Genomic DNA, 13223 nt, shown 5'->3' with positions numbered 1-13223 from the left:
TACAAATGAAAACCACCATCAACATTCAGGACCAATTTTTAAACCAGTGCCGTAAGGATAATACGCATGTGACGGTATTCTTACTAAATGGATTCCAATTGAGAGGCCAAATTAAAGGCTTTGATAATTTTACCGTTCTTTTTGAATCAGAAGGAAAGCAGCAATTGGTTTACAAGCATGCCATTTCAACCTTTGCTCCGCAAAGAAATGTTCAGCTTGACCTGGATGCGCAATAATCAATCTTTCTAATCGAGCCCACAAAATCTGTGGGCTCTTTTTTATTTTTATAATGAAATCATAATTGGATGAATACACATAAATGAAGGAGATTGGTTTGCTTAAAATGAGAGGTGAAGGCTTTGGATCAACCAATTCGCATGAAAAGTAATGGACAAATAACAGTATCCCTCAACTCCCAAAAGAGGAAGTCCTTGACGAAAGAGCTACCTGTTCCTCAAGTTGTTCCAAAGGTTATTCCCCCGGAGCACGCCGCATTAAAAGAAATCGAAGACGAGCTCGGGGCATTAGTAGGTATGGAAGAAATGAAACGAATGATAAAAGAAATTTATGCTTGGATTTTTGTGAATAAGAAACGAGAAGATATCGGTTTGAAGGCTAGAAAACAAGCACTTCATATGATGTTTAAGGGGAATCCAGGTACAGGGAAAACAACCGTTGCTAGATTAATTGGCAAGCTTTTCTTAAAAATGAACGTACTTACTAAGGGACACTTAATTGAGGCAGAACGAGCGGATCTTGTGGGGGAATATATTGGTCATACCGCTCAAAAAACAAGGGATTTAATAAAAAAAGCACAGGGTGGAATTTTATTCATTGATGAGGCTTATTCATTAGGTCGCGGTGGAGAAAAGGATTTTGGAAAAGAGGCAATTGATACGCTTGTCAAGCATATGGAAGATAAACAGCATGAATTCATTCTGATTCTGGCAGGATATTCACGGGAGATGGATTATTTCTTAACCTTGAATCCGGGGCTGCATTCTCGCTTTCCATTAGTCATCGACTTTCCGAATTATACGATTGATCAATTGCTGGAAATTGCCAGCCGTATGTTGGACGAAAGGGAATATACTTTAAGTCACGAAGCAGAAAAAAAGCTAAAAGATCACTTAATTTGGGTCAAAGCGGTGCTGAGTCCGAATAGTTTTTCGAATGGCCGCTATGTCCGTAACATTATTGAAAAATCAATCCGCGCTCAAGCCATGCGGCTATTACTGCAGAATAGCTTCGACAAGCATGAATTGATGACCCTTAGAAGCAATGATTTAGTCTTCGAAGAAGATGCATAAAAAAATCGGCGGACATCATGCCGCCGATTTTTAATGTGTTCCAAGTCTTCTAGCAGGCAGTTTCCAATTAAATGTATAGGAAAGGACCCTAAGTGCTGTTATTAATACAAATAAGGTGTACAATTCCCAGGGATTGGAGGCAATCTTTAATCCAATGATAAGACCAGCGAGAATGGCCCAAACGGCATAAATTTCTGCTCTTAATACAATCGGTTTTCTGCCTGCAAGTAAATCTCTAATAATCCCTCCGCCTATCCCCGTTAAGACAGCCGCTACGATGACTGCGCTTATTGGATGGTCCATATTTGCTGCGTAAATGGCACCTTGTATCGCAAAAGCAGACAAGCCGATGGCATCGAAGAAGTTACCCCATCTTTGCCAATGACGTAAAAGATTCTTTGGAAACATGAATACAGCAGTGATAGCTAATAAAGCGATTTGGAAGAACAAACCCTGTTCCCATAATGCAGAAACTGGGACCCCAATTAATAGGTTTCTGATAGCACCCCCGCCGAAGGCGGTAACAATTCCTAATATATAAACCCCTAATATGTCATATTCTTCTTCCATGGCAACAATCGCACCACTTACGGCAAAAGCAATTGTGCCAATGATACTTAAAACATCCCATGTCATGTTGATCGGTTTCTCCTCGATGTGGATTCTCTATTATTAATAATATTCGCAAAATTATAAAGTAAACAATTTGATTTTATCACGGAAGGATAAATAATCAAGCTAAATATTTATGCCCCAGCCTGAAATTATGGGATTAACTACTTTTTTGGTATGATGAAAAAAAGAAATATGAAAGCAGGTGTTGGTATGGAACATGAAACAAGCTTGGAAAAAGCAATCTTAGTTGGCTGCCAAACGCAAACTTTAGATGATAGCAGGTTCCACTATTCGATGGAAGAGCTTGCCTCTTTAACAGAAACAGCCAAAGGTGAAGTTCTTATGACTGTTGTCCAAAAAAGAGAGCGTATCCACTCAGCGCTATATATAGGAAAAGGGAAGGTAGAAGAACTTAAGGCACTTGTAGACGAGGTAGAGGCGGATTTAGTCATCTTTAACGATGAGCTTTCACCGAGTCAGAAACGAAATCTATCTTCTGAGCTAGATGCCCGGATTATCGACCGGACTCAGTTAATCTTGGATATCTTTGCGCAAAGAGCAAGGTCTAAAGAGGGGAAACTGCAGGTTGAATTGGCGCAGCTTCAATATTTATTGCCGCGTCTTGCTGGACAGGGTACAGCGTTATCTAGACTTGGTGCGGGTATTGGAACAAGAGGACCTGGGGAAACAAAGCTGGAATCAGACCGCCGTCACATTCGTCGAAGAATTGACGATATTAAAAGTCAGCTTGGGGTAATTGTTCAACATCGAGATCGTTACCGTGAAAGAAGAAAAAAGAACAAAACATTCCAAATTGCGATTGTGGGTTATACTAACGCTGGTAAATCAACGCTCTTTAACCGTCTATCTGAAGCGGATTCATATGAGGAAAACCAACTTTTTGCCACATTGGACCCAATGACAAGAAAGTTGATTTTACCAAGTGGATTTCAAACTTTAATTACCGATACGGTTGGATTCATTCAAGACCTTCCAACTTCCCTTATTGCGGCGTTTCGTTCGACTCTTGAAGAGGTGAAGGAAGCGGACCTGCTTTTGCATGTCGTTGATATGTCCAATGCGGACTATTTTCAGCATGAAAAAACCGTAAATAAGCTGCTTGAAGATTTGGAAGTGAAAGACATCCCGCAGATAACGGTCTATAATAAAAGGGATATTAAGCACCCTGACTTTGTGCCAACAACGAATACTCCTCTTATTTTCATTAGTGCTTATGACAAAGAGGACCGCAACGAATTAAAAAGAAAAGTCGAAAAAGTCATTATTGAAATGATGAACCAATACCAAGTGAGTATTCCTTCAACAGAAGGGAAACTAATTGCACAACTAAAGAATGAGACAATTGTAAGAGAATTGGTCTTTGATGAAGACAACGAGCTTTATCAATGTCGGGGATTTTCGCTTCCTGATCAGCAAATTTCCGGCCAATTGCAGAAATATAAAACGAGAATGGAGTAACAGCATGTTTCAACAGTTAAAAAATGGGGAAAAGCTTCAACAGATAGTAAGAGATGTAGAACAACAAATTGCATATGTACATAAGGAAATAGACGAGAGAATTGAAAATAATCAATTTCGGGTTTTGAGTAGTTATCAAAAACATCGGGTAAGTGATTCTCACTTTATTCCGACTACAGGGTATGGATATGATGATATTGGCAGAGATACCTTAGAACGAATCTATGCAGATGTTTTTGGTGCAGAGGCGGGGCTTGTTCGACCACAAATCATCTCAGGAACACATGCGATCTCGATTGCGTTATTTGGTATCCTTCGTCCAGGTGACGAACTTCTATATATTACTGGTAAACCGTACGATACGCTTGAAGAAATTGTCGGGATCCGTGGTAATGGTGTTGGTTCGTTAAGGGAGTTTGGCATTTCTTATGACAGTGTTGAACTAACAAATGAGGGAACGATTGATTGGGAAATGGTTTCTTCGAAAATCAAACACAATACCAAAATGATTGGTATACAGCGTTCAAAAGGGTATGCAACTCGCCCATCTTTTACTGTCGCTGAAATCAAAGAGATGATTTCGTTTGTAAAAGAGATCAGAGAAGATGTAGTGGTTTTTGTAGATAACTGTTATGGGGAATTTGTGGAAGAATTAGAGCCTTGTGATGTTGGAGCCGATTTGATGGCTGGTTCATTGATTAAAAATCCTGGTGGGGGAATTGCTAAAACAGGTGGATATATTGTTGGGAAAAAACAATATGTTGAAGCCTGTTCGTATCGAATGACTTCACCAGGGATAGGCGCAGAGGCGGGGGCTTCCCTTTACAGCCTTCAAGAAATGTATCAGGGCTTCTTTTTGGCTCCGCATGTGGTTGGACAAGCGTTAAAGGGAGCTGTTTTTACAGCGGCTCTTCTCGAAAAACTCGGAATGAATTCATCACCTAAATGGGATGCCAGAAGAACGGACCTCATTCAATCTGTCCAATTTGATGATAAGGATAAAATGATTGCTTTTTGCCAGGCGATTCAATTTGCTTCTCCCATCAATTCACACGTAACGGCCTATCCTGCTTATATGCCAGGTTACGAGGATGATGTGATTATGGCAGCGGGAACATTTATCCAAGGTGCGAGTATTGAGTTGACTGCTGATGGTCCAATTAGACCTCCGTATGTTGCATATGTTCAAGGCGGATTAACCTATTCCCATGTAAAAATGGCTGTTTGTATTGCAGTAGATTCATTAATTGAAAAAAAGTTAATTGGATTAATCGAATGAATTAAGCAAAGGATAACTTTAAATAGTTGTCCTTTTTTTGCGAAAAAACCATGTTAGAAAACCTGACATTTGATTGACATCTTTTCTAACACGAAATATAATAGCAATATAAATTAACAAAAAGAGAGGAGAAATTAAATGAGTGGAAAAGAAATACGCCGCTCAATGCCACTATTCCCAATCGGAACCGTCATGCAGCTAACAGAACTAACAGCCAGACAAATCCGATACTATGAAGAGCATCAATTGATTTCTCCAGCAAGAACTGATGGGAATAGAAGACTATTTAGTTTAAATGATATTGATAGTCTATTAGAAATTAAAGACTTAATTGATCAAGGAATCAATATGGCTGGTATAAAACAGCTTTTCCTAATCAAGAATCAACAGGCAAACGTTATTGCTCAGCAAGTCGAGAAAACTAAGCAGGAATTAACAGACGAACAGTTGCGAAATCTCCTTCGACATGAATTACAGCAAGCTGGTAGATTTAATCGTTCGTCACTAAGGCAAGGGGATATGTCACGATTTTTCCATTAAATTCTATTAAATTATTTGGGGGTAATAAGAATGACAAAGTTTACAAGAGAAGATATTAAGCGGTTGGCACAAGAGGAAAATGTAAAATATATTCGATTACAATTCACTGATATTTTAGGAATTATTAAAAATGTTGAGATCCCTGTTAGTCAGTTAGAAAAAGCACTTGATAATAAAATGATGTTTGACGGTTCTTCTATCGAAGGTTTTGTACGTATTGAAGAATCTGATATGTATTTATATCCTGATTTGAATACTTGGGTAGTATTCCCTTGGACAGCTGAAAAAGGAAAAGTAGCTCGTTTAATCTGTGATATCTATACTGCAGAAGGAAACCCATTTGATGGTGACCCACGTAATAACTTAAGAAGAGTATTGAAAGAAATGGAAGAACTAGGATTTACAGATTTTAACTTAGGGCCTGAGCCAGAATTCTTCTTATTTAAACTAGACGAAAAAGGTGAACCAACACTAGAATTGAACGACCAAGGCGGTTATTTCGATTTTGCTCCAACTGATTTAGGAGAAAACTGCCGTCGTGATATCGTACTTGAACTAGAAGAAATGGGCTTCGAAATTGAAGCGTCTCACCACGAAGTAGCACCAGGTCAACATGAAATTGACTTTAAATATGCGGATGCATTAACTGCATGTGACCAAATTCAAACATTCAAATTAGTAGTAAAAACAATTGCTCGTAAGCACGGTTTACATGCAACGTTCATGCCTAAACCATTATACGGAGTAAACGGTTCTGGAATGCACATGAATCTTTCATTATTTAAAAATGGCGTTAATGCATTCTACGAGCCAACTGGTGATTTAGAAATGAGTGATACAGCGCGTCAATTTATCGCTGGTATCTTAAAGCACGCACCAAGCTTTACAGCGGTAACGAACCCAACTGTAAACTCTTATAAGCGTCTAGTTCCTGGCTATGAAGCACCTTGCTACGTTGCATGGTCTGCTAGAAACCGTTCACCATTAATTCGTATTCCAGCTTCTCGCGGTTTAAGTACTCGTGTAGAAGTAAGAAGCGTTGACCCAGCTGCAAACCCATACCTTGCAATGGCTGTTCTATTAAAAGCTGGTTTAGATGGTATTAAAAATAAAATGACTCCTCCAGCTCCAGTTGACCGTAACATCTATGTTATGAGCAAAGAAGAAAGAATCGAAGAAGGTATCATCGATCTTCCTGCAACACTAGCTCAAGCATTAGATCAATTGAAGTCTGATGAAGTAATTGTTTCAGGTCTTGGAGAGCACATCTTCGAACACTTTATCGAAGCAAAAGAGATTGAGTGGGATATGTTCCGTACGGTAGTACACCCATGGGAACGCGACCAATATATGAGCATGTACTAAAATTAAGTAACCCAGTATAGACTTAAGTCATACTGGGTTATTTTCGTTAATATTAGTTTGTAGCTTGCTATATGTTGACATAGTAAGGGCATCTATAAGCGTTCATGATGACCGAAATCGTAGGTGCAACTGAAAAGTGGTAACCATAGAGAGTTCATGATGACCGAAATCGAAGGGTGAGCAGAAAAGTGGTAACCATGGAGTGTTCATGATGACCGAAATCGAAGGTGAAACGGAAAAGTGGTGACCATGGAGCGTTCATGATGACCGAAATCGAAGGGTGAGCAGAAAAGTGGTAACCATGGATCCTCTAATGATGATATTACTAGGTACAAAAAATAGTAGTTACAAAGGCTTGCAGCAAAATTAAAAGACCCAGGATGGATATGGTCCATACTGGGTTTATTTCGTTCAGGATTCTTTTTCGTTATTTTCATTGAGTGATCTAAATCTAGTGAGTATGATATCACCACTAATCCCTGCAAGGGCCGATAAAAAAATAGTTTCAACCATTGAATTTGGAGTTGTGTAAATCATGATGAGGAGAGCTGCGACAGAACCAAGAAGCATTTCTTCTAAAAAACCTAAATAGATAAACCTCTTCGTCTTCCTAGGCATGATTATTTTTCCGTGCTTCCGAACGTGTCCTACAACTCCTACCAAACCACCAATAACCATTGAGAAAATAATGTCCTTCAACACTGTTTTCACACTCCTTAAGCCTGGATTTTTTTGACCTAAGGTAAAATCTTGGTGTATTACCATTATACTAATAGTTGAAACTAGATAGAATGAGTAAATATTCATATTTTTGTATATTTTTCCAAAAAAAGTATAATAATGAGCAGATTTAACATCAAAAAATAAACTCGGATAACTGTACCCAGTTACGAAATGTTTCTCAATTTATTGAATCCATATTTGGGTTAGTGCAGGAAGTCTGGATGACAGAAGAGCATGAAGAAAAGGCAATTGAGTCAATGCAGGAAGCCTGGAGTGACCTAAGAGCTTGAAGAAAAGGCATTTGGGTCAATGCAGCTAGCCTGGAGTGACTGAAGAGCATGAAAAAAGGGCAATTGGGTCAATGTAGGTAAGCCTGGTTAGTAAGGAGATAAGTGTAATAAGATACCTTCACCTGTTTAATTGTGTGTGAGCTCGTGGTATAATGGGAAACTTAAGATATATGATTACGGATGCCAAGAAAAAAGCCTCCGCCTATCGATAAAATATGGAGGTATAATCGAATGAATAAACGATGGACTATTGGTAAAATTAAAGAATTCGTTGAGAACAATTCGGAAAGTAAGTTGATTTCGACGGAATATCATGGTTTTTCTCAAAAGTTATTATTTAAATGTGCATGTGGTAGCAACTTTGAAAAGACATTTACGAAATTTAAAAATAACAACCAACGTAAATGTGACGAGTGCCAACCGCCAAAAGCGGCACGCTAAACTTATTTATGCCATAGATATTTATATTTAATACAAGACAAAATGCACTGAATAAATCAGTGCATTTTTGTGTTTCTATTATTGACTTTTTATCTGTAATTTCGATTCCTTCAATAAGAAACTGAACCCGTAAATTACTAGATTTGCTCTTTTGCCTAATGAATATGACGATATACTCCGATAACTTTTCCCAGTATCGAAACGTTTCGTAAAATAATTGGATCCATAGTAGAGTTCTCTGGCTGCAGGCGAATATAATCTTTTTCTTTAAAGAATCGCTTACAAGTAGCTTCATCTTCTTCAGTCATTGCAACGACGATATCCCCGTTATTTGCGGTTTGCTGTTGTCTAACGATTACATAATCTCCATCGAGAATTCCGGCTTCTATCATACTCTCACCCATGATTTCTAGCATAAATACTTGCTCATCGGCAGGTGCTAGACTTTCAGGAAGCGGAAAATACTCCTCTACGTTTTCAATGGCGGTAATAGGAACACCGGCTGTTACCTTACCAACAATTGGGACATTGACTACATTGTTTCGCGGGATATTTACACTTTCATCAGCTTCTAGTATTTCAATTGCTCTAGGTTTTGTTGGATCGCGTCTTATAAGCCCTTTGCTTTCCAATCTCGCTAAATGTCCATGGACGGTTGAACTTGAGGCAAGTCCAACTGCTTCTCCAATTTCCCTAACGGATGGCGGATAGCCTTTTTTCTTAACTTCCCCTTTAATAAACTCAAGGATATCCTGCTGGCGCTTAGATATTTTTGTCATAATAGATACACCTCGCCCTATTTAATTATTAAATTAATTATAGCATGTTCGTATTTTTTATACAAACATAAGTTCGAATTATTGTTGACAACAAACAAGTGTTCGGATTATAATAAAGCCATAGAAACGAACATACATTCTAGATAGGGGTTTTTTATATGAAAAAAATATGGGACAAATACTCTTATGCTATTTTACTTATCATCTTAAGCTGTTCATTAGCTTTAATTTTATCATTACGTTTCAATTCAAATGTAGACGAAAAGTTCACAACCATTACGGTTTCCGAAGGAGATTCACTCTGGAAGATTTCCACTCAATACTCGGAACAGCATTCATACACCAATACTGAATTTATTAGTTGGGTGAAACAGCATAACGAAATTGAAGGAGATAAAATTTATCCTGGAGATGAAATCATTATCCCTGTAAACTATGAAGTTGGGTCTGTAACTGAACTTGCAAGCGCCGCTGGGGAGTAAGGAGAAATGGTGAATGCAATAATATACTGTCGGGTAAGCACAAACAAGGATACCCAGGAAACGTCATTAAAGCGTCAGGAAGAGGAACTGACACAGCTTGCAAGTCAATATCATTTCAATGTTGTTTCGATTATTAGGGAACAAGCAAGCGGGTATGAACTTGAAAGAGATGGAATTCTGGAATTATTGGATCTATTAAAACAACAATCAGTTCAGGCTGTGTTAATCCAAGATGAAACGAGACTGGGAAGAGGAAATGCGAAGATTGCTCTGTTGCATTGTATAATCAAAGAAGGAGTTAAACTTTATAGTATTTCCCATAATGGAGAGTTACAGTTATCTGAAAGTGATTCAATGGTATTGCAAATAGTCGGTATGGTAGAAGAATATCAGCGCAAATTACATAATATTAAAATCAAACGTGGAATGAAACGGGCTGTCGCACAGGGGTACAAACCCGAGAAAAACCTTAAAAATCTCGAGTGGAATTCTGGACGGGAGAAAATAGAAGTTCCGGTCGAAGAGATTGTCCGTCTTAGGAAAAACAAATTAACTTTTTCAGAGATTGCAGCTACTTTAAGAGGGTTTGGGTATAATATTTCAAAAGCAACCGTCCACAGACGCTATCAAGAATCTCAACAAACAATCGAAACAGAAGATCAGTAGACCATTTGCCTTGTCAGATGGTTTATTTTTTAGTAAAATCAGTTTTTAAGTAATGGAAAGGAGGGTACAAAAATGCTCTCAAAAGAAAAAATGGCTAGAATCAATGAATTAGCTAGAAAAGCAAAAGCTACTGGATTAACAGAAGCGGAAGCAAAAGAACAATCAAAACTAAGAAGCGAGTATTTGACCACTTTCCGGAGTGCTATGTTGGATACATTGACAAATACCAAAATCATTGATCCAGAGGGAAATGACGTAACACCAGATAAGATAAAACAAAGAAAAAAATATAATCTTCATTAATAAAAGGGAAAACATTTCGTTTTCCTTTTTTACATAATGTCCCTAGTGCAGTGTCAAAATAATAAATGATAGTAAAATAATTTGTTTAGTAGTCAAATTAATTGTTGAATTAATGCCAAGAGAACTATAATATAAAAGTTGGTATTATTAATCCTATTGAAGCAGGAGTGATTTATTTAATGTTTGATACTATTGATGCTTTATCGGTAACCTCTATTCGTACGCTTTCCATTGACATGATTGAAAAGGCAAATTCAGGACATCCTGGAATGCCTATGGGTGCGGCACCAATGACCTATACTTTATGGACTCGTTTTATGAATCAGAATCCAAAAAATCCAAAGTGGTTTAACCGTGACCGTTTTGTCCTATCTGCAGGACATGGATCTGCTTTGTTATACAGCATGCTACATTTGTCTGGTTACAATCTATCCATGGATGATTTAAAACAATTCCGTCAATGGGGAAGTAAAACTCCAGGACATCCAGAGTTTGGCCATACTGAAGGAGTAGAAGCAACAACGGGTCCACTTGGACAAGGTGTTGCAATGGCTGTCGGAATGGCAATGGCAGAACGCCACACAGCTAGTGTTTATAACAAAGAAAATTATGAACTTGTAAACCATTTTACATATAGTATTTGTGGTGACGGAGATTTAATGGAAGGTGTATCAGCTGAAGCTGCATCACTTGCTGGCCATTTACAATTGGGCCGTTTAGTCGTTTTATACGATTCCAATGATATCTCTCTTGATGGTGATTTGAACAAATCATTCTCTGAAAGTGTTAAGGAGCGTTTCCAATCTTACGGTTGGCAGTACCTTCGTGTAGAGGATGGCAATAATTTAGAAGAAATTGCGAAAGCTTTAGAAGAAGCTAGAAATGATCTTGATAGACCTACTATGATTGAAGTAAGAACAGTAATTGGTTATGGTTCTCCTAACCGTGCTGGAACTTCTGGCGTACATGGCTCACCGCTTGGTGCTGATGAGTTAAAACTAACAAAAGAAGCTTACAAATGGACATTTGAAGAAGATTTCCATGTACCACAAGAAGTTTATGATAACTTCAAAAACCTTATCGTTGAAAATGGTGTGAAAAAGGAAAAAGAATGGAATGACCTTTTTGCAGCATATAAAAAGGAATATCCTGAATTGGCAACTCAACTAGAAAATGTACTGAACAATGAATTACCTGAGGGCTGGGATAAAGATCTTCCCGTTTACAGTGAAGGAAAGAGTCTGGCAAGCCGTGCTTCATCCGGTGAAGCTCTAAACGGAATTGCGAAAAACTTACCTATCTTTATTGGTGGTTCTGCTGACCTAGCTGGTTCAAATAAGACCATGATCAAAGGAACTGGGGATTATGCTCCAGGCAACTATGATGCACGTAATATCTGGTTCGGTGTTCGTGAATTTGCGATGGGTGCAGCGATGAATGGTATCGCCTTACATGGTGGAGTGAAAATTTTTGGAGGAACATTCTTTGTGTTCTCTGACTACTTACGTCCTGCCATCCGCCTTGCTGCGTTAATGGGCTTACCAGTAACGTATGTATTTACTCATGATAGTATTGCGGTTGGAGAAGATGGACCTACGCATGAGCCAGTTGAACAACTTGCTGCACTGCGTGCAATGCCAGGACTATCTATTATTCGTCCAGCTGATGGTAATGAGACAGCTGCTGCTTGGAAGCTTGCGGTAGAGTCTACCAACAAGCCAACTGCATTAGTGTTAACACGTCAGGACTTACCAACCCTTAAAGGTACAGACCAAAATGCGTACGAGGGAGTTTCAAGAGGTGCATATGTTGTTTCACCATCTGAAAGAGAAACGGCAGATGCTCTATTACTAGCAACTGGTTCTGAAGTAAGTCTAGCAGTTGAAGCACAAAAGGCATTAGCTGGTGAAGGAATTCATGTTTCTGTTGTCAGCATGCCATCATGGGATCGTTTCGAACAACAAACACAGGAGTACAAAGAATCAGTTCTTCCTAAGAGTGTGAAAAAGCGCCTTGGAATTGAAGTTGGTACTTCATTCGGTTGGCACAAATACACAGGTGATGAAGGCGATGTGTTAGCAATTGATACATTCGGAGCATCAGCACCAGGTGAAAAAATTATGGAAGAATACGGCTTTAGTGTAAACAATGTAGTTGCACGAGTGAAGGCACTTCTTCAAAAATAAGAGAAACATTCAAAGGGAACGGCTTTGTGTCGTTCTCTTTTTTGTCGTATCTATTACTAAGAAATGAACAATATTTGAAAAATGCAGTTAACCGTGACTGTTCAAATATTAGTAAGATATAATAATATTTGTATGAATCTTATGATTTCGACAATAATAGTGGTTTTTTTTAGCGTTATAAGACAAATGTTTTGATAGTGATTATTTATAATTGATAGAAAGGGTATTCAACGAAGGAGAGATCGTGGTGAGGAATTATCAGCTTTATTTAATAGAAGATGAATTTGCCGCCCATTACTTCGGAAGAGAGCGTATATTTTTTCAGCTTTTTCAGGAACATCATAAAGCAGAAGGTGAACTGAAATTTATTACAAATAAACAAATTACCTATATAACAAAGTCATTAGAGGTTTTAAAAATACATCAATTGATTCAAAAACAACTGGGGAAAAAGAAGGGTTTTCGGGCTGAACATGGTACATACTCCATTGAGTTAAGTGGAAAACTAAGTACAGCGAAATTAAGGGTTTTCCAGGATTTAATTACTATTGAGGCTTCTGGCAGTTATGAAGCCGAGACGATTTTCTTTGAAGTGCTTAGAAAATGTGAGTCTTCGTTTATGGCTTTAGATCTTGATCATCAGCGGTTTGGTTGGTTAAAGCCTATTAAAGAGAGAAAATATGTCTAATCTTTTGAAAGAGAATATTGTATATTCCCATTTTATTTAGTACACTGTATGATAGACAACATGAAGGAGGAAGTTTA

General features: G+C 38.2%; 15 protein-coding genes. 12 read left to right on the top strand and 3 right to left on the bottom strand.

Annotation, left to right across the window (positions count from 1 at the left end):
- Positions 1 to 5 precede the first annotated feature (5 nt).
- Both hfq and spoVK read left to right on the top strand, forming a co-directional pair.
- Positions 6 to 236: an RNA chaperone Hfq gene (gene hfq, locus QUG14_RS09010; protein ID WP_034672853.1), complete on the top strand. Its 231-nt coding sequence runs from the start codon at positions 6 to 8 to the stop codon at positions 234 to 236.
- 123 nt (positions 237 to 359) lie between these two features.
- On the top strand, positions 360 to 1310 hold the full coding sequence (gene spoVK / locus QUG14_RS09005) for a stage V sporulation protein K (protein WP_289340180.1): 951 nt from the start codon (positions 360 to 362) through the stop codon (positions 1308 to 1310).
- 30 nt (positions 1311 to 1340) lie between these two features.
- On the opposite strand, the gene QUG14_RS09000 is transcribed toward spoVK, so the two are convergent.
- Positions 1341 to 1946, bottom strand: coding sequence for a trimeric intracellular cation channel family protein (locus tag QUG14_RS09000; protein WP_289340179.1), 606 nt, complete (start codon positions 1944 to 1946; stop codon positions 1341 to 1343).
- Between the two features lie 189 nt (positions 1947 to 2135).
- Here QUG14_RS09000 and hflX point away from each other — a divergent pair, with 189 nt between their 5' ends.
- The 4 genes from hflX (at position 2136) to glnA (ending at position 6588) form a co-directional block, all read left to right on the top strand.
- Positions 2136 to 3404 carry a GTPase HflX gene (gene hflX, locus QUG14_RS08995; protein WP_289340178.1) on the top strand — a complete coding sequence of 423 codons (1269 nt, stop codon included), beginning with the start codon at positions 2136 to 2138 and terminating at the stop codon, positions 3402 to 3404.
- A gap of 4 nt (positions 3405 to 3408) precedes the next feature.
- Positions 3409 to 4683 (top strand): methionine gamma-lyase family protein, encoded by a 1275-nt coding sequence (locus tag QUG14_RS08990; protein WP_289340177.1) that lies wholly within the window; start codon positions 3409 to 3411, stop codon positions 4681 to 4683.
- 138 nt (positions 4684 to 4821) lie between these two features.
- A complete protein-coding gene (locus QUG14_RS08985; protein ID WP_289340176.1) occupies positions 4822 to 5223 on the top strand; it encodes a MerR family transcriptional regulator in 402 nt (133 codons plus the stop codon).
- A 30-nt stretch (positions 5224 to 5253) separates the two neighbouring features.
- Positions 5254 to 6588, top strand: a complete 1335-nt coding sequence (gene glnA / locus QUG14_RS08980; RefSeq protein WP_289340175.1) for a type I glutamate--ammonia ligase — start codon at positions 5254 to 5256, stop codon at positions 6586 to 6588.
- Between the two features lie 411 nt (positions 6589 to 6999).
- Here glnA and QUG14_RS08975 read toward each other — a convergent pair whose 3' ends face one another.
- Complete coding sequence (locus QUG14_RS08975) at positions 7000 to 7290, bottom strand: DUF4257 domain-containing protein (protein ID WP_289340174.1); 291 nt, start codon at positions 7288 to 7290, stop codon at positions 7000 to 7002.
- Positions 7291 to 7832: 542 nt separating this feature from the next.
- Here QUG14_RS08975 and QUG14_RS08970 point away from each other — a divergent pair.
- Positions 7833 to 8042, top strand: a complete 210-nt coding sequence (locus QUG14_RS08970) for a hypothetical protein (RefSeq protein WP_289340173.1) — start codon at positions 7833 to 7835, stop codon at positions 8040 to 8042.
- A gap of 155 nt (positions 8043 to 8197) precedes the next feature.
- Here the strand turns inward: QUG14_RS08970 and lexA are convergent, their stop codons facing one another.
- A complete protein-coding gene (gene lexA / locus QUG14_RS08965; protein ID WP_289340172.1) occupies positions 8198 to 8821 on the bottom strand; it encodes a transcriptional repressor LexA in 624 nt (207 codons plus the stop codon).
- Between the two features lie 158 nt (positions 8822 to 8979).
- On the opposite strand from lexA, the gene yneA reads away from it, so the two are divergent.
- The 5 genes from yneA (at position 8980) to sirA (ending at position 13146) form a co-directional block, all read left to right on the top strand.
- Complete coding sequence (gene yneA / locus QUG14_RS08960) at positions 8980 to 9303, top strand: cell division suppressor protein YneA (RefSeq protein ID WP_289340171.1); 324 nt, start codon at positions 8980 to 8982, stop codon at positions 9301 to 9303.
- A gap of 9 nt (positions 9304 to 9312) precedes the next feature.
- Positions 9313 to 9969, top strand: coding sequence for a YneB family resolvase-like protein (locus tag QUG14_RS08955; protein ID WP_289344108.1), 657 nt, complete (start codon positions 9313 to 9315; stop codon positions 9967 to 9969).
- 72 nt (positions 9970 to 10041) lie between these two features.
- Positions 10042 to 10272 (top strand): DUF896 domain-containing protein, encoded by a 231-nt coding sequence (locus QUG14_RS08950; protein ID WP_289340170.1) that lies wholly within the window; start codon positions 10042 to 10044, stop codon positions 10270 to 10272.
- Between the two features lie 179 nt (positions 10273 to 10451).
- Positions 10452 to 12458 carry a transketolase gene (gene tkt / locus QUG14_RS08945; protein ID WP_289340169.1) on the top strand — a complete coding sequence of 669 codons (2007 nt, stop codon included), beginning with the start codon at positions 10452 to 10454 and terminating at the stop codon, positions 12456 to 12458.
- Positions 12459 to 12705: 247 nt separating this feature from the next.
- Positions 12706 to 13146: a sporulation inhibitor of replication protein SirA gene (sirA, locus tag QUG14_RS08940; protein WP_289340168.1), complete on the top strand. Its 441-nt coding sequence runs from the start codon at positions 12706 to 12708 to the stop codon at positions 13144 to 13146.
- Positions 13147 to 13223 lie beyond the last annotated feature (77 nt).

It is taken from the genome of Neobacillus sp. CF12, assembly GCF_030348765.1.
GTDB lineage: Bacteria > Bacillota > Bacilli > Bacillales > Cytobacillaceae > Neobacillus.
Note: the sequence above shows the minus strand (reverse complement) of the source record. Positions and strands in the feature narration are given on the sequence as shown.

Excerpts from the sequence above, each read along its gene's own strand:
- hfq (WP_034672853.1), top strand. The coding sequence starts at position 6 with ATGAAAACCACCATCAACATTCAGGACCAATTTTTAAACCAGTGCCGT.
- QUG14_RS09000 (WP_289340179.1), bottom strand. The coding sequence starts at position 1,946 with ATGACATGGGATGTTTTAAGTATCATTGGCACAATTGCTTTTGCCGTA.
- hflX (WP_289340178.1), top strand. The coding sequence starts at position 2,136 with ATGGAACATGAAACAAGCTTGGAAAAAGCAATCTTAGTTGGCTGCCAA.
- QUG14_RS08990 (WP_289340177.1), top strand. The coding sequence starts at position 3,409 with ATGTTTCAACAGTTAAAAAATGGGGAAAAGCTTCAACAGATAGTAAGA.
- QUG14_RS08985 (WP_289340176.1), top strand. The coding sequence starts at position 4,822 with ATGAGTGGAAAAGAAATACGCCGCTCAATGCCACTATTCCCAATCGGA.
- glnA (WP_289340175.1), top strand. The coding sequence starts at position 5,254 with ATGACAAAGTTTACAAGAGAAGATATTAAGCGGTTGGCACAAGAGGAA.
- QUG14_RS08970 (WP_289340173.1), top strand. The coding sequence starts at position 7,833 with ATGAATAAACGATGGACTATTGGTAAAATTAAAGAATTCGTTGAGAAC.
- lexA (WP_289340172.1), bottom strand. The coding sequence starts at position 8,821 with ATGACAAAAATATCTAAGCGCCAGCAGGATATCCTTGAGTTTATTAAA.
- yneA (WP_289340171.1), top strand. The coding sequence starts at position 8,980 with ATGAAAAAAATATGGGACAAATACTCTTATGCTATTTTACTTATCATC.
- QUG14_RS08950 (WP_289340170.1), top strand. The coding sequence starts at position 10,042 with ATGCTCTCAAAAGAAAAAATGGCTAGAATCAATGAATTAGCTAGAAAA.
- tkt (WP_289340169.1), top strand. The coding sequence starts at position 10,452 with ATGTTTGATACTATTGATGCTTTATCGGTAACCTCTATTCGTACGCTT.